Genomic DNA, 18519 nt, shown 5'->3' on the forward strand with positions numbered 1-18519 from the left:
TTTTCTCTCTTTTTATAAGTTTATTGGTAACTTATAATAATTTTACATTAATAAAATAATAAAAATTAAAAATCACTAATACAAGTTAGTATCAATTCTTAAAACATTTATATTGATTAATTTATTTAAATAATTTCATAGTTAATAGTTTATTAACTAAAGTTGTTTGTCTTAATCGTTCGTCTTTTTCGATTGCATCAAATAATGTATGTGAACTACTAAAAATATGTAAATTTTCTTTAGTTCTTGTTATTGCTGTATAAATAAGTGAATTAGTTAAAAATATTGAATTATAGGGATTATTATCTAATACTAATACAACGTTTTGATATTCACTTCCTTGAGTTTTATGAACACTAGTAGCATATGCTAATTTGACATCAATAAAATCAGATGGTTTAATAACTATTTCTTTTTCATTAAATTCACATACAACAGCTTTTAAACGCTTATAAGCATTATATTGAAATGCAACAATTTTACCAACATCACCATTTGATAAATCATAATCAGGTTCATTTCTTAAAAACATAATTTTATCATCAACAACAAATCTATAATCCCCTCTTTGAAATATTTTTGTTTTATCATTAATATTTTTATTAAATTTATATTGGATTTCAGCATTGATTTCATCAATTCCTAAATTTCCTCCATACATGGGACAAATGATTTGTAAAAAATTTTGTTTTGTTTTTAAATCATCTCAATTGTTTTTTACAATTTCAGTTATTTGGTGTAAAACGTCTTCATTAGTTTTGTCTAGTTGTGAAAAAATACTTGTTTTATCAATAATGTCTGATAACTCTAATTTTTTTGCTAAAGTTTTATAAGCAATATCTATAATCTCGCTTTTGTTTTTTTGTCTATGTATTTGATTTAAAAATATTGTTGTAATTGTTTTACTATGGATCATATCTTTAAATACATTTCCATACCCAACACTTGGTAATTGATTAGCATCCCCTACAAAAACTATTTTTTCAACATTATCACAAGCTTTTAATAAGTTTGAAAATAATCAACTATCAACCATTGAACACTCATCAATGATTATTAATTGCTCTTTTAAAAGATTATTTTCATTAATTTGAAACTCATTAGTATCTTTTGCTTGCAATAGTTTATGAATAGTTGTGGCGTTAGAATTTTTAAAAGTTTCTCTAATTCTGCTAGCAGCTCTTCCAGTTGGGGTTGCTATTGCGAAATTATTTGAATTATTTAGTCTATAAAATAATTTAACCATGGCTTCAATTAAAGTTGTTTTGCCAGTCCCAGGTCCACCAGTAAGAATTAATAAACGATTATTAGCAAAAGTTTTTAAAGCTTGAATTTGAATATCATCAAATTTAAAATCTTGAATATTATTTTTATAAGCTATTTCTTGTTCTATCAAACTTATTTCAAAGTCTAATTTGTTTTGATTAACTGGTTTTGATTTTAATTTACAAAATGCCAAAGATTTTTCAGCAATTACTTTCTCTTCTTCATAAGATTCTTTAGTGTATATTTTATTATCTTCAAAAACTAAAATACCTTCTTTTTTAGCAAATAAAAATCCTTTCATAATTAAATCTGGTTGTAAAATATTTAACTTTTTAATTAATAGTCTTGATAAAACATTTTTATCAGTATAAGAATCACCTTTATCAAATAATATCTCATTTGTTAATTTTCAAGCTCAATAACCAATTCTTTCATCTGAATTTAAATCTAATCCAAATCAAACAGCCACTTTATCTAGGTCATCAAATGACGCTATATTCTTTTGATAAGTGTATGACAAAAAATTATTTTCAAAATTATTTTGAATAGTTTGATTATCATTTTCAAATTTGTTTTCCATTCAATCTAAAATAGAAGTTTTTAATCCATTTTCAAAAAAGATGTATCTTAATCTTTGTTGACCTTCTTTTTCGATATTGTCTTTTATTCCGTTAATAATCACTGGAATAAAAGATTTAGGTAAATCAGGAATTTGATCTAAAATATCTAAGTTTTCACTTAATTTAACAATCGCATCTTCTTTAAAAAAGTTAACTATCGTTTCAGCTGTTTTTTTTCCAATGCCAGGAAAACTTGGACCTGATAAAAAATTAATTTGTTCTTTTGTAGAATGGATTGGTGCTTTTCTAAAACCAGTTACTTTAAAACTTCTTCCATATCTTGGGTGTTCTTCAAACTCACCTGTTATTTCATATAAAGTTTTTTTAGTCATAGAACCAATAATTCCTTTGATACTTAATTGGTTTTTCTCATTATCTTCCATACTAAAAATTCCAGTTCCTCAACCAGAATCATTTAATACACCATTTTTAATTAAATATCCACGATATGTTTTACTTTTTAGCATATAAGCCTTTCATTATTAAATTTTATATTAAAATTAGCTATGAAGAGAGTAAAATTGTATAATTAAGAAAAAGGTATGATATGAAAAAAATATATAATTTAAAAACTAGTAAAAAATATTTAAAAAAATACAAATATACTTTTTGAAAAAGATTTTGAGTAATTCTTTTATTTCCTATAATTTATCCTTTAAGTTGATTCGTAACTCTTTTTTTTAATCCATATTTATTTAAATATGATAGAAAAGGGCTTGATGAAAATGGAGATGAAGTTAATACTTTTAATCACTTTTTAAAAGATATAAAAGCAAAGAAATTAGAAAATTTAGAAATAGACCCAAGTGCAATTAAAACATTTGAAATTCAACATAAAAAAAATCAATCAATTAGTTGTGTGATGTTGAATAATAAAACAAATAAATGAGTTGTAGCTTTACATGGTTTTAAACGTAATAAATACTTAGGAATTAGAAATGGGATTAATTTATTTAAACAAGGTTATAATGTTGTTAGTTTTGACGCATATGCACATGGTGACACTTTTGGTGAGTATTCAGATTTTGGGGTTACTAATTCAAAACTTTTAAACACTGTTATAACTTGAATTAAATCCAATAATAAAGTCGAAGAAATTGGTGTGATTGGTATAAGTATGGGGGGAGGTACTGCTGTTTATTGAGCTCAACAATTTTATCTAACTAATAAAGTTGATTGATTAGTTTCAGATTGTGCTTTAACCCAACCAGTTGAACAAATAAGATTTTTTTTAAAAAGATATTTTAAATGAGTTGCTTGATATTTTTGTTCTTTTAATATAAATGGAAGATTTAAAAAAGTTTCTAAAACAAATTTAAATGATATGAATACTCAGATCAATCTTGAAAGCATAAAAGATTTACCAATATTATTTATACATGGTAAAAAAGATGATTTTATTACTTATCATAATTCAATAGTTACATATTATGAACAAAAAAAATATAACTTTAGTTCTTTATCAGAATTAAAGTTATTTGAGAATGCGCGACACAGTGAAAGTATTGTTAAACATCAAGATGAATATAATAAATTAATAAATAATTTTATTAAAAAAGTTAAAAAATAATTTTATATTAATCTTCTTTATCCTTTTTTTTACGCGATTTATAATTTAATGTTAAATAAGTTATTGACACCACACTAACAATTCCAATTACACCAATTATTATTATTGATGAAGGGTCTTTTCAAAATTGGAAAGTAAAATCAAAGGTTGGAATATAATCACCAAAAATATTTCCAGAATACATTTTTTTATAATATATATCTTTTTTATAATTTTTAGATCTAGCTGAAATTTGTTTACTTCCAAATGCATCAAGTGCATGACCAAATTCATGAATTAATGTATTGAATTTTGCTGGTGAACTTCAAAACCCCATTTTATATTGAGAATTAAATTCTTTATATGTTAAGCTAACCCCTGTTAATACAATGTATGAATATTCTGCACCTTGATTTGATTTTTGCGTTGAGCTAGTTTTACTAGTTGTAATAGTGTTCCCCATTACATTTTGCATATTTTTAGCCTTAGTTGACTTTAAAGGGAAATCTGGAGAGACAATAAAACCAGTAAGTAAATTTTCAACTCATGAGTCGTTTGATATTAGTGAAAATAACATGTTGTACAAAAATAAAGTTAATTCTTTTAATTTTTGTGTGTCCGCATAAGTTCATTGCTCAAAATCAATTGAACTTTTAGGTATTTGTTTTAGATAAGTTTCTTCTAAAGCGTCATAAATTTTTTTAAATGGTAATCTACTAACTCCATCATTTGCTGTTGAAACTAGTGAAAGTTTAGCATCTAATGCTTCAAAATTTGAATACTTATTTTTATTAAAAGCTTTGAAACTAGCAATTGATTCTAAAGAAGCTGGGGTGTATGAATCATACATTCAATTTTGTACAACGCTATAAGCGTTTTTAAAAGCAAAAGAATTTTGTGATGAAAATTGTTTGCTAATATAATCTAATGCTCCAGTCCCGTTTTGTTTTGTACCTATTCAGTAATTTTCTATGCTTGAACTGTATTTTAAATTAACGCTTTTTGAATCAATATCAATGCTTTTTAAAGTGGTATCATAAATAACTGAACTTTCTGTGTGTATTTTTTTGTTAACAATATCTACAATATTTTGTTGAGTATCTTCTAAAACTCCTCCTTGTTTTAAAATATCAGGAAAAATTTCAATAAAAAAAGCATTTGTAATTTCTCAACTTTTATTTTTTTGTTTATCAGGTGTATTTAATCATTTTGAAAAAGCTTCGGCAAAAAATTCAGCATCACTACTTGAACCATAAATACTGATATTGATTGTAGTTGAAAGTAAATTTTGAATTGCAAATGCTTTATCTGCAGCACTAAAACTTTCAAAATATGATTCTAATTTTTTAATATCTTCATCATCAACTTTAATTGAATTTGCATAATAGTATTTTAAAACTCTACCATAATACAAAATACTTTCTTGCTCTGTGCTTGTTATTGATGGTGAAATAAAATCAGTATATTGAATTTGCTGATTTGAAACAATTTTATTTAAAAGATCATCATGAATAAAACTTTGATAAACTTTTTGCTCAGTTTGAAAAATGTTTAGAGTATACAAAATAGAAGTTGTTAATGATAAACTAGCAATTAAAATTTTAAAATTTTTTTTCATTTACTTATTTTCCCTAATTAATTATATGATTATTTCTATTTATTATAACTTATTTAAAAGTTTAATTAATAAGAAAATGAATTAGAATTAAAAGACAAAAAACTGATATTTAACAAAATTGCCAAAATTATCAGTTTACAGTTTAGTTGTTATTTACTTCCACATTTTATATTTAAAGGTTTTCACCATTTTCTGTGATTAGCTTTTTATATCAAAAAAAACTTTTTTTTGGGTATCTTTTTAAAGACTTTAGGTCGAATTCATCTCTATCAACAAAGATGAAACCATATCGTTTCTTAACACCTTCATGTGTTGAAACTAAATCTATAGCACTTCAAGGGTTATATCCAATAACATTAACACCATCTAGTAAAATTGCCTTTTTCAATTCAGCTAAGTGTAATTGATAATAATCAATTCTGTATTGATCATTTACAACTCCGTTTTCTAATGTATCAGACCCTCCAATACCGTTTTCAGTAATCATTAAAGGAAGATTGTATCTATCTCAAAGTTCACGCAATACTATTCTAAATCCTAATGGATCAATTTCTCAACCAAATTGAGTTTTAGGTAAATTGTCATTTTTGACTTGATGATATAAACCTTTTAAACTTTTTATTTTTTGTTGATCTGCTATGCTTTCAAAATCTTCTTCTAATGTAAACTTTGCAGTTGAAGAAGCATAATAGTTAAAGGCAATAAAATCTGGTTTACCTTCTTTTAAAATTTTTTGTTCTTCATCTGTTATTTGAAACATTGCATTATTTTTAATTAAATAGTTAATAACATTTTTGTTATATTCACCAAAAATACAAGTATCTAAATAAAATCAATTTCTAAAATGTCGCATGTTAAATGCAGCGATTTGATCAATTGGATCATTTGAGTTTGCATAAACCGGATTAATATTTGGTGCAGGACCAATAAGACCATTTTTAACCATTTTGTGACATTTTATAATTGCTTTTGCTTGAGCTAACATCATATGATGATTTATTTTATATAAATCCTTTGTTTTATTTTCAGATTTAGATAAATCTATACCTACTATTTCTCCAAAAAGTATCATTACATTTTGTTCATTTATTGTTAATCAGTATTTAACATATTCACCAAAATGTGTATATAAAGTTTCAGCATACTTTTCAAAGTATTGTACTATATCAGGGTTTAATCATCCACCAAGTTTTTCTAAACCATAAGGTAAATCAAAATGATACATTGTTATAATTGGTTCAATATTGTATTTTTTTAATTCTTTAATTAAATTTTTATAAAACTTTAAGCCTTCTTTGTTTATCTCACCATACCCTAAAGGCATTATTCTAGACCATGATATTGAAAATCGATATGATTTAAGCCCCATTTTAGCCATTAAAGCAACGTCTTCTTTTCATTTGTTATAATGATCTGAAGCAATTTTAAAGTCAGTTGTGCCTTCAGGGATATTAGTTCTAACATCTTGTATTGATGGTCCCTTTCCATCTTGATTTCAACCCCCTTCAACTTGATAAGCACTAGTTGATGCTCCTCATAAAAAATTATTTGGAAATTTATTTTTCATATTATTTACCTCTTCTAATTTGAATAGTAAGCTTCAATTGAATTTAAAGCTTCTTTATATTTTATTAAAATATCTTCATTTTTAATTTCATTTTTAATTTTGTTTGTTAAATCTTTAATTAACAAATTATATCTTTCTTGAACTTTTTCTAACTCTAAAATTAGAGCGTTTCTTTTATTACTTAAAATTGATATTTTATTAACTAAATATTCATTATATTTTATTCTTAATATCTCTACTTTTTCTTTTTGACCTTTTAAGTGTAGTTTATTAGCTTTTTCTTTTATTTTAAATTTAGTCTGATTCTGATTTTCTTCTAAAATCTCTATAGTACTGTCAAGTTTTATTTTACCTTGCAATAAATCTTCATATTTTTTAATAACTTCATTAGTTTTTAAAACTGCAACTACTTCAGAAAGAGTTTTGTTAGTATTTTTTTTGAAAGTTTTTTTATTAATTTTTTTAACTAAAATATATTCTGGTATTCTATCTTTAAATAGCAACAAAGATATAATTAATGCTACGCCTAAAGAAACAAATCCTGAAATAATTCCCATGTATAAACTAACACCAGTTCCAAGTCCCATTCATGACATTATACCAGTTCCTGTTCTTTGAAACTGCGCTACACCAGTTGCACCAGCTAAAAGACCACCAAATAATCCACCTATACAACCAAATAAAAAAGGTTTTATTTTAGGTAAATTGATACCATAAATTAAAGGTTCTGTAATTCCAAATATAGCACCTGGAATACCACCCATAACTGCAATTTTAGTTTTTTGATTTTTTGCTAAAATAGCAACTGCAACACTAGCTCCTATTTGACCCATGACAGCAATTTGAACCGCTGTATACATTGGTGAAGGTTCTCCTGTGGTTGTCATGGGTAAAGTTATAGCAGTTACAACAGCTACATGTGTACCAGTAAGAACAAGAGGTTGTCATATCATAGCTAATATACCCGTTCCGATTCCCCCAGGTATTTTACCTGTCAAAATAACAAATTTACTTATAAACTGTTCTATTATTCTAAAGAATGGCCCAATAGTAAACAACATTATAATAAAGCAAGTAAAAAAAACAATTGCAGGTCTAAATACAACATCAATTTGAGTTGGCATTCATGATTTTACTCATTTATTTATATAGTGTAATAAGAATCCAGCTGCAATCATAGGCAGCACTGTTCCCTCGTAAGATTTAATTGTTATTGGTTGTCCAAAAAGTGTGAATAGATCTCAACCATTACCAAATAAATATCTTGAAGTTAATCCTAAGGCTAAAAATATTGCTAAATAAATATCACCTTTAAGATAGTTAACTACACTTATAAGAAACACCACTCCAACTAATTCTAAACCAACCTTTGATGCTACAAACATAATAGCACTAATTAAACTTAAATCTGTTATACTGCCCCCAGGAGCGGGAGTTTGCAAAACATGTAAAATAACTAATAATGATTGAATTCCTCCAATAATTCCGCTACCTATAAGAATAGGAATTGTTGGGAATACAATCGCTGTAATTGCAGGCATTATTTTTTTAGTGAATTTAATATTATTTTTTTTAACTTCTAATTCACTTTTCTCTAAAATAAAATCATCTTTTTGGTTATAAAAATTTTCAATAGCTTTTTCTAAAGATATACTTTCATTTAAAATAATGTTACACTGGTCTTTAACTTTATAACAATCACCACCAATAATAATTTGTAATTCATCACCATTTCAATTAGTGTTTTTTACAATACTAACTTTTTTGATTTCTTCTTCGTTTACTAACTTTTTGTCAAGTATTTTAAATCTAAGTCTTGTCATACAATTATAAACATTAGTCTGATTTGAAATACCACCAATAGCTTTAAAAAAAGTTAAGGCATACTCATAATATTTACTTTTTTCCATATTTACCTTTCATTGTTAGAAATTTTTCTAACTACTTTAATTTTATAATTAAAAACAAGAAAAAAATTTTACTGATTGTAAAATTTTTTTGTGTAATATTCAGTTATTTTTATTATTAACTCATCAATATTGTGAGTTCTATACATGGTTCTTAAAATAAATTCTTTACTTTTTATCTGATCTTCTACAAAATATGACGAATCTTCTAATTTATATTTTTTTACTAAATCACGATTTGCTTCAGTTGTGATTAAAAATATATTTACTTTATAGTTCATATATAAGTCTATATTATTTCACAGTTCACTAATTTCTAAACCTGTTACAAAAACTATAAACAAAGTTTTATTATCTATGAAATTAGCATAATACTTTTCTAATTTCCTTCTTTTTGTAAAAACAACTTTTTTTTCAAAAGATAGAATACTGATCAAAAAATCTATAAAAACACTTGAAGTTTCTTCTGATTTTAAAAAAAATATTTTTTCGCTGTTATGAATTCTTTTAACTAAATCCAAAATTTTAGGATCATTGTTTTCTTTATTATTTGAAATGATGTTTTTTTCAGTCTTATAAAATTCTTTTTCTATCATAACCCTGTAGTATAATTCTGAATATCCATCATAGCCTAATCTTTTAGAAAAAAGTGTTAATGTTGAAACTGAAACATTACATAATTGAGAAATTACTTTTGGTTTTATACTCTTGTTTTGTTCATAGTTTAATAAAATTTTATGTGCTATTAAAGAATCAAGACCATTGTTGTAGTTAACTAGTTCTTTTAGTCTGCCTATAGTTCTCATTTTTACCCCATTATTGTTATTATAATCCATATTTGTTTATTAAAAACGATTAAACCTGTTTTATAAGGATAGATTTTTAATAAAAGATATCTTGAATTCTAACAACTTTTGAATGTTTTTACTCAAATTTTAGTTTATTTTTTTTACATACATTGCTTATGTAAAAATGTTTAGCATTACTATAGTTTAAATTTAACTGTTAAAACATCTTCAAATAGCATTTCTTCAAATTTACCAATTCCAACGAATTTATATAGTTTTAAAAATAAGTTTTTTGTATTATAGTTTTGCTTATCATGAATAAACAAATACTTTTTAATAGTTTTATTTTCAAAGTCTTTAATAATTTTATTTCTAATTGTCATTTTTTCAGGTAAAGATCAGTAAAAAAGCTTATCTTCACTTTGATATTTAGTTTTCTTTCCATAATTTTCACTATCTTCATCTGCTAAAATAATTTGTTTTGAATTATCAAAAGTTAAATATCCAGCTTGAAATGTTAAAACTTTTAAATCGTCTCGATAGTGTAAAAAATTTGTACGATTAACAACTGATAATACTTGTTTTACTGTATAAGTTGCTTTTAGGTTTAATAAAGGTTCAACTTCATTGGCAAATATTAAAGTTTCATTTTCCAACTTATATTTTAAAATCATTATTAATTCTTCAACAATTATTTTATTATGAAAAATGAAATGTTCAACAAGATCATTAATTTGTAGATATTCTGGATATAAACTTAAAAATTTTTCCATACTTGTTATTTCATATAAACATGAAGTTATTAATAAATTATCTAAATCTAAATCAATTTTTTTATTTGTGATTTTTAAAGTTAATCTGTTGTAAAAATATTTAACAATTTTATAGTTATCTAAAAATAAAAATTGTTTTAATATATTTTTATTTCTTTTTATATCATTTTCAAAAGGGTTATACTGATTTATTTGTTTGGCTATTGGTATAAATAAATTATCTAAGTTATTATAAAAATCTAAAATTGAAATTTCATAATCCTTTAATAACATTTTAAAAGCATCATCTTGATATTTTTCATAATATTCAACAATATAACTTTTTATTGAATTTTTATTAATGTATCATTTTTTTAAACTATTAATTATAATTTCTTCTGTATGTTTTTCTAAATTAATAGTGCAATTATAAGGCAAACCCTCTTTTGCACTAAATGATTTGTTATTTTTTATCATTGGATTAAATAAATTTCTAATTCCTAGTGTGATATCATATTTATTATCAATATTTGAAATTAAATCATATACTTCTAATTTATTTTTAAGTTCAGTTTTTCTTAAGCCCCTACCTAATTGTTGCAAATAAACTGTTTTTGAATTTGTTGATCTTAACAAAATTATCGTATTAATTTCAGGTATATCTACACCTTCATTAAAAATATTTACAACACATAAATAATTAATACGCCCAATTGCAAATTCATGTAGAATTCTTTTACGATCTTTTGTATTTTCTGAAGTTAAAGCTTCAGCTTTTAAGTTTTTTGATTTTAAGTAGTTTGCTATGTTAATTGCATGTTTTACAGTAACACAAAAAATAAGCGTAGTTGGCCTTGCATGAACTCCTAAATATTTACTAATTGTTTTATATAATAATTCATTTCTAGAATCTGTATTAATAACTTTAAATATTTCTTTATCAGAGTTTAAATCAACACCATTTAGATTAGTATTTGTATCATCAATACAATAATAATCAAAAGGACATAATAATTTTTGATTAATAGCATCTCATAGTCTTAATTCAGTTGCATATTCATTGTCAAAGTATGCTTTAATATCTTTGTTATCTTCTCTTTCTGGAGTTGCTGTTAATCCAAGAATTTGTTTTGGTTTAAAGTAGTTAAATACTTTATCAAAAGACATCGCTGAAATATGGTGAGCTTCATCAAAAACTATAATATCAAAATCATTTGGTTTAAACAGTTTAAGCCTTGTTGACAAAGTTTGAATTGTTGCAAATAAATTCTTTGGATTATTATTAATAGTTCCATCATACATAACATCACCAAATTCATTGTCTTCAAGCACTTGACGATATGTTTTAATAGCTTGATCAATTATTTCTTTTTGATGTGCTAAGAATAAAATTCTAAGATTAGTTTTAGCTTGATCTACTTGTCTTTTGTAATCAAATGCAGATACTAAGGTTTTACCAGTTCCAGTAGCCATAATTACTAAGTTTTTATTTTTATTTGTATATCTTCGATAACTTAATTTATCAACAATATCTTTTTGAAATTTATATAAGTATTTTTTAGTCAAACTATTAGTTAGTAATTCTAATTTTGAATTATATAGTGTTTCTTGGTTTTCTTTGATTTTTTGAATTAATAAATCTCTTTCAAATGAATCTGAAAAATCAATAAGTTCTTCTTTTCATAAACTTTCAAATTCATTAATCATTTTTTCAATTAAATCTTTATTATTTTTTTCTGTAAGTTTGATATTTCATTCCCTTCCAGAAATCATACCTTTAACAGTTAAATTAGATGAACCTATAATAGCAGTAGATAAACCATTTTCTTTTTTAAAAATAGATGCTTTAATATGAATTCTTTCACTATTTCTTTCTAAGTTATTTTCAATTTTAATTTTAATATTAGAATATTTTTCAACTAATATTTTTAATTCATTCAAATTATTAAATTGAGATAAATCGTCAAAAGTAGTTGAAATAATTTTAATCTTAATATTATTGTTTTTACAAAACTCAAAAGTTTTAGATATCTTATTTAAAATACTTTTAGATATAAAAGGATAAATTAAATAAACTTCTTTAGAAGTTATAATTTCATTATTTATTTCCTCTAAAAGCGATTGCTCATCTTTATTTGTAAAAAGTTTTTCTTTCATTAGTTTATGCCTTTTCTATTTATTATATTTTCTCATAGTTTATGTTTTTAATGAAACTTTTATAGTTTCATTAAAATAGACATCCTTCTTTGACTCCACTTGTGGTATCTTTAGGCTTTCTATTTTAGAATTAGTATAATTTCAAATATCATTATAGAACTATAATTTTTCCTGATTTTTTAATTTTAAATCAATATAATTATTTGAAAAATCTTTCTTTTTAAATTTTATTGTACTTAATTTCTACTTTATCATAATTATCATTTTTAACTTTTTTTGAAAAATTTAAATTATTAAAAAGTACACAAATAGGCAGTATCAGTATTAAAATAGCTAATAATAGTTTTATTTTTTTTGTTTTCATTATTAATGTTTCCTAGTTTAGTCTTAGTTTATTTTTTAGTAAAACTATTTGCTTGAGATATTAATTTAAAAATTAGTAATCTTAATAAACAAAAAAATAATTAGTTAAAATAAATAACTAATTATTTTTCATTTTTGTTTGCAAAAGCAATTGTTTTTTCTACATAATCTTTATTTAAATCAGCAATAATTCAAACATGACCAGATGAATTTGGTGTTCAAAGTTCACTTATTATTTTTTTCTCATAAATTACTTTTTCAACAAACATTTCTTCACTCATAAAACAAGGAACAAATGTATCTTTCTTAGAATGAATAAAAAATATTGGTATTTCTTTAGCTAACTTCATTTTCTTCATTAAATTAAATTTATTTTGATTTGATTTTGTAATTTTTGAAAATTTCTTAATGAATGCAAAACAAACTTTATATCAATCTTGTTTAGCAAAATTTTGCTGATTATAATATCTGTATTGCAGTTTAATATCATTAAACCCACAATCAGCAACAATTCAATTAATCATTTCTTTATTGTTAGCTTTTTGTGCATATAAAACAGCTGAAGAAGCCCCCATACTATTACCAATTAATCCAATATGCGAAGCTTTAAATTCAACTTTAATATAATCAACTACTTTTTCAACAATTGGTAATGATGATAGCCCAATATCAGTATTATCACCATAAGTATCACCATGAGCATAACTATCAAATGTTAATACGTTATATCCAGCTTGTCAGTAATGAAATACTAATCTTAAAGCAAGATACTTGTCTTCTGTTCAACCATGCATCCCAACAACCCATTTATTAGAATTAGGATTAGTTATATAAATACAACTAATATTTTTACCATTCAAATTTAAATTTAATGTTTTAATATCTTTTTTATCAAAAGTTGTTAAACTCATTTCTTTTCATTTTAGATCTTTAATGTGTGCTTCATATGAGTTAACAATAATTGGTTCATCTAATGCTTTTGAATAATCACTAACTCTTGGATAATTTAAACAAAAGTCTTTATAAGCTTCAAAGTTAGCATTTGAAGCTTTTTTTACTTTAATAAAATTAAAAATTGTATAAACTATAGTTTTTAAATTGTATTTATAATTTTTACTGTTTTGATTCATGTTAATTACCTTGCTTTATTTTTAAAATATCTTTTATCATTATATACTATTTAAAGTGTGCAAATAAATAAAAAAAGAACTCATATTGTTCTTTAATCAAATAAATCATCTAATTCTAATTGTATATCTTTAACTTTTTCTTTTTTATCTTTTGGTTTATTAGCACCAACATTATCTAGTAGTGAAGAAATGTCACCTAAAAGATCTCCAAGACCAGATGATAAAGAATGAATTCTTTGCGCACTTTCTTCTTTATTAGTTTTACTTATTACAACTTTTGAAGATACTTTAGTTTTATTAAATTCTTGTTTTTCTCTAATTTGAGCTTTCGACACATAACCTTCATTATCATCACTAGCTGATAATGAAGATGGTGGAATATCATTATTAATACTAATATTAAAATTTTGAAAACTAGCATGCAAAATATCTTTAATTTCAAAATCACCAGTAACGCTTGTTAATTCCACATGATGATATTTTGAAATATTTGCTTCATGATAAACATCTTGTTTATCTATTGCCTTAATAATAACTTCTTCATTTGAACTAAACTTAGCAACATAAATAATATCTTCAGTTCCTCTTTTTCTTTCAGGAAGAATTCTAACCCCACGTTTTGGTCTTGTGTAAACTGGTAAAATATTTGATCTTAATTTTTTAATTCCATCTTTTTCAGTTAAAAAAACAATTGAGTCATTAAGGTTTAAACTTAATCCAGAAACAATTTCATCATCAGCATTTAAATTAGCTGCTTTAACCCCTTTTGAATTAGTTCCTTGCACAGGAACATCTTCAATGTTATAACAAACACCATATCCTTTTTTAGTAATGATTCCAACAATTTGTGTTTTAGAGCCAACTAATTGTGCGCTAACAATTTCATCATCATTAAGTGTTTTCATTATTCTAAATGCTTTAGTAAAGATTTTAGTTTCTAAATCTTTAATTGGGGTTCTTTTGATATTACCATTTTTAGAAGTAATTAAAATTTGTTGAGTTGCTTGATCAAAACCATTTACTATAAAACTACTAATTAAGTATTCTGAAGGGTCCATTGTAGCTATTGTATTAACATGCACTCCTATTTCTTTTCATTTATTCATAGCCAATTTATATAAAGGAATTGAATAGTATGTCCCTTTATTAGTAATTAACAACAAATGCGATAAGTTAGAAACAACACCACTTGATATTCAAATATCATTTGGTTTTCTTCCAAATAATAATGGATCATTTCTTGAAATTAGATTAGATTCAATTGCTTTTAAATAACCATCTCTTGACACTCATAAATCAAATGTTTTTTCAACTAAAACTTCTTTAGCTTCAACATCAAGGTTTTCAACATCATTTTCAACAATTGATCTTCTTGGGATTGCAAATTGTTTTTTAACTTCTTTTAATCTAGCAACAATAGTTTCATCTAATACTTCGCTACTATTTAAAATTTCTTTTAATAGTTTAATGTTATCTAATAATTCATTTTTTTCATTTTCTAGTTTGACAACATCAGTTGAAGTTAAGCGATATAAACGCATATCAACAATAGCTTGTGATTGGGGTTGAGTAAATGCAAACTCATTAATTAAATTTTCAATAGCATCAATTCTATTGTTAGATTTTCTAATCACTCTAATAACTTGATCTAATATATCCATTGCTTTGATCAAACCCAAAACAATTTCTAATCTTTTTTCTGCTTTATTTAAATCAAATTGAGTTTTGTATGTAAACACTTGCTTGTAGTGGTTAATATATGCTTGTAGTAATGCTACAATATTTAATTGTTTTGGTTGTAAGTCAACAATAGCAACATTATTATAGTTATATGAAACAGATAATGGTGTTGATTTAAATAAGAATTTTCTCACAGTGTCAATATTAGCTTTATCAGATAAATCAATCGCTATTCTTAAACCATTTCTATCAGTTTCATCTCTAACTTCTAAAATACCTAATCCAGGATTAGCATCAATTACATCACCAATCTTTTTAACTAAATCTTGTTTAACAACTTCGTATGGTATTTCATCAATAATAATGTTATTTTTTTCTTCATGTCATTTTGAATTAATAATAACTTTACCTTTACCAGTTTCAAAAGCATCTTTAATTCCGTTACGCCCTTGAACAATACCCCCAGTTGGAAAATCTGGGCCCTTAACAACGTCTAAAATAGTTTCTATTCTAGTATTTGGTGTTCTGATTAACTTAACAGTTGCATCAATTATTTCACCTAAGTTATGTGGTGGCATGTTTGTAGCATAACCAGCTGCAATTCCAGTTGATCCATTAACTAAGATATTTGGAAAGTATGCTGGTAATACTGTTGGTTCTTTTTCACTATCATCAAAGTTTGGTGCAAATGCTACTGTATTTTTATTTAAATCATCTAATAATAAATCAGAAATTTTTTCTAAACGTGTTTCAGTATAACGCATTGCAGCTGCACTATCACCATCAATAGACCCATTGTTTCCTTGCATATCAATTAATGGCATGTTTAGTTTTCATCACTGACTCATTCTAACCATCGCATCATAAATAGAAGTATCACCATGAGGGTGGTACTTACCAATAACTTCTCCAACAACTCTAGCTGATTTTTTGTATGCTTTTTCTGATGTTAATCCTAATTCATTCATTGCATATAAAATACGTCTTTGAACTGGTTTTAATCCATCTCTTGCATCTGGTAGTGCACGTTCTTGAATAATATATTTAGCATATCTTCCAAAACGATCTCCCATTAGTTCATCTAAAGGAAAACTAATGATACCTTTTTGATTTTCAACATTTGAATTGTCTATTAATTTTTTAGCCATATTAGTTTTCCTTTCTTTTTTTTAATTATTAATAATATCTATTTGTTCATCTTCTAAAGTAAACTTAACATTTTCTTGTATTCATTCTTTTCTTTTTTCAGCATCTTCACCCATTAAGGTTCTAAATGATTTTTCAGCTAATAATACATCTTCAATTGTTACCAAAATTAATTTTCTAGCTTGAGGATTCATTGTTGTTTCTCATAATTGATCAGCATTCATTTCACCCAACCCTTTATATCTTTGTAATTCAAATTTCTTTGAATTAACTTTATTAAAGTCATTTAATTCTATTTCATCTCACAAGTATATGAATTTTTTATCAGCAAATGTAACTTTATATAATGGAGGTAAAGCAATAAAAATATGTTTGTTAGTTATAAGATCTTTCATATATCTATAAAAGAAAGTTAACAATAATGTTTGAATATGTGCTCCATCAGTATCAGCATCAGTCATGATAATAACTTTTCCATAGTTAATATCACTAACATCAAAATCTTGACCAATTCCAGCTCCAATTGCTGCAATAATTGTTTGAATTTCTTCATTTTTTAACAATTCATTTAACTTAGCTTTTTCAGAATTAATCACTTTTCCTCTTAAAGGTAAAATGGCTTGAAAAACTCTATCTCTGCCAGATTTAGCACTACCCCCAGCACTATCTCCTTCAACAAGGTATAATTCATTAATTTCTTTTTTTCGACCTTGAGCTGGTGTTAATTTTCCAAGCATTGTTCTTGATGTTTTTTTACCTTTAGAATCTCTAACAGCTTGTCTGGCTTTTCTAGCTTCATCTCTTGCTTTTCTTGCGAGAATTGCTTTTTCAATAATTTTAGTAGCAGCAACTTTATTTTCAATTAATCAAAAGTTCATAAAATCATAAACAACTTGTTCAACTGCATTTTTAGCATCTGGAGTTCCTAGTTTTGCTTTTGTTTGTCCTTCATATTCGATTAGATCTTCAGGAATCTTAACAGTCACAATAGCTACTAATCCTTCTCTTAAATCATTTGAATCTAAACGAGCATCTTTATCTTTTAATATTTTGTTATTTTTAGCATAATCATTAATTGCTCTAACTAATCCAATTTTAAATCCAGTTATATGTGTTCCACCATCTCCTGTTTTAACATTATTAGCAAATCCTAAAATAGTTTCATTAAAATCTTCTGTATATTGTAAACATATTTCAGATTCAATTCTTTTAGCTGCATTTTTAATTGTGATAGGTTCAGTGATTGGTGTAAACTCACTAGATAATTCTTTAACAAATTCAATTAATCCATTTTCAAATTGATATTCAACTGATTTAGAATTTATTTTATCTTCTAAGGTTATTTTTAATCCTGAATTTAATAAAGCTGATTCTTTTAATCTTTCACTAATAACTGAAAATGAATATTTAGTTGTATTAAAAATTGAATCATCTGGTAAGAAGTTAACCATAGTTCCTGTTTTATAAGTTGTTGAAACTTGAGTTAATGGTTGAACTAATTTCCCACCATTACCAAACTCTATTTCATGAACTTGTTTATCTCTATAAATTGTTACTTTGAATTTTTTAGATAAAGCATTAACAACACTTGATCCAACTCCATGTAATCCTCCAGAAGTTTTATATCCACTTCCACCAAATTTACCACCAGCATGTAAAATACTAAAAATTACTTCTGGTGTTGATTTACCAGTCGCGTGCATTCCTGTTGGAACTCCTCTTCCATTATCTGAAACAGTGACACTTCCATTTTTTTCTAATACAACATTAATTTCATTACAATATCCAGCTAAAGCTTCATCAATTGAGTTATCAACTATTTCTCAAACTAAATGGTGAAGTCCACGTGTGTCAGTTGAACCAATATACATTCCAGGACGTTTACGAACTGCTTCTAGTCCTTCCAGGACCTGAATAGCGGATTCATCATATTTAACTTCTTTAGCCATTGATTCACCTTTTCTATTTAACATATT

11 protein-coding genes are annotated in these 18519 nt (G+C 24.9%); 1 reads left to right on the plus strand and 10 read right to left on the minus strand.

From position 1 onward, the window contains the following. Window positions 1–121: 121 nt before the first annotated feature. Window positions 122–2353 (minus strand): SF1B family DNA helicase RecD2, encoded by a 2232-nt coding sequence (gene recD2, locus EELLY_RS01390; protein ID WP_104205725.1) that lies wholly within the window; start codon window positions 2351–2353, stop codon window positions 122–124. Window positions 2354–2433: 80 nt separating this feature from the next. Here recD2 and EELLY_RS01395 point away from each other — a divergent pair, with 80 nt between their 5' ends. After that, window positions 2434–3456 (plus strand): alpha/beta hydrolase, encoded by a 1023-nt coding sequence (locus EELLY_RS01395; protein WP_104205726.1) that lies wholly within the window; start codon window positions 2434–2436, stop codon window positions 3454–3456. Between the two features lie 7 nt (window positions 3457–3463). Here EELLY_RS01395 and EELLY_RS01400 read toward each other — a convergent pair whose 3' ends face one another. The 9 genes from EELLY_RS01400 to parE form a co-directional block, all read right to left on the minus strand. Beyond that, the gene (locus EELLY_RS01400; RefSeq protein WP_104205727.1) at window positions 3464–5053 is read right to left on the minus strand and encodes a hypothetical protein; all 1590 of its coding nucleotides are present in this window, start codon (window positions 5051–5053) and stop codon (window positions 3464–3466) included. 172 nt (window positions 5054–5225) lie between these two features. Continuing rightward, window positions 5226–6620, minus strand: coding sequence for a glycoside hydrolase family 1 protein (locus EELLY_RS01405; protein WP_104205728.1), 1395 nt, complete (start codon window positions 6618–6620; stop codon window positions 5226–5228). A 14-nt stretch (window positions 6621–6634) separates the two neighbouring features. Next, complete coding sequence (locus tag EELLY_RS01410) at window positions 6635–8530, minus strand: PTS transporter subunit EIIC (RefSeq protein WP_104205729.1); 1896 nt, start codon at window positions 8528–8530, stop codon at window positions 6635–6637. A 68-nt stretch (window positions 8531–8598) separates the two neighbouring features. Beyond that, window positions 8599–9333: a MurR/RpiR family transcriptional regulator gene (locus EELLY_RS01415; RefSeq protein WP_181021036.1), complete on the minus strand. Its 735-nt coding sequence runs from the start codon at window positions 9331–9333 to the stop codon at window positions 8599–8601. A 179-nt stretch (window positions 9334–9512) separates the two neighbouring features. Then, window positions 9513–12224, minus strand: coding sequence for a DEAD/DEAH box helicase family protein (locus EELLY_RS01420; RefSeq protein ID WP_104205731.1), 2712 nt, complete (start codon window positions 12222–12224; stop codon window positions 9513–9515). Between the two features lie 220 nt (window positions 12225–12444). Beyond that, window positions 12445–12588 carry a hypothetical protein gene (locus EELLY_RS04170; protein ID WP_181021037.1) on the minus strand — a complete coding sequence of 48 codons (144 nt, stop codon included), beginning with the start codon at window positions 12586–12588 and terminating at the stop codon, window positions 12445–12447. A gap of 121 nt (window positions 12589–12709) precedes the next feature. Continuing rightward, window positions 12710–13717, minus strand: coding sequence for an alpha/beta hydrolase (locus EELLY_RS01425; protein WP_104205732.1), 1008 nt, complete (start codon window positions 13715–13717; stop codon window positions 12710–12712). Window positions 13718–13809: 92 nt separating this feature from the next. Next, on the minus strand, window positions 13810–16545 hold the full coding sequence (gene parC / locus EELLY_RS01430) for a DNA topoisomerase IV subunit A (protein ID WP_104205733.1): 2736 nt from the start codon (window positions 16543–16545) through the stop codon (window positions 13810–13812). A 21-nt stretch (window positions 16546–16566) separates the two neighbouring features. Further along, the gene (gene parE / locus EELLY_RS01435; protein ID WP_104205734.1) at window positions 16567–18492 is read right to left on the minus strand and encodes a DNA topoisomerase IV subunit B; all 1926 of its coding nucleotides are present in this window, start codon (window positions 18490–18492) and stop codon (window positions 16567–16569) included. Window positions 18493–18519 lie beyond the last annotated feature (27 nt).

Origin of the sequence: Entomoplasma ellychniae (assembly GCF_002930155.1) — a bacterium.
Lineage (GTDB): Bacteria > Bacillota_I > Bacilli_A > Mycoplasmatales > Mycoplasmataceae > Entomoplasma > Entomoplasma ellychniae.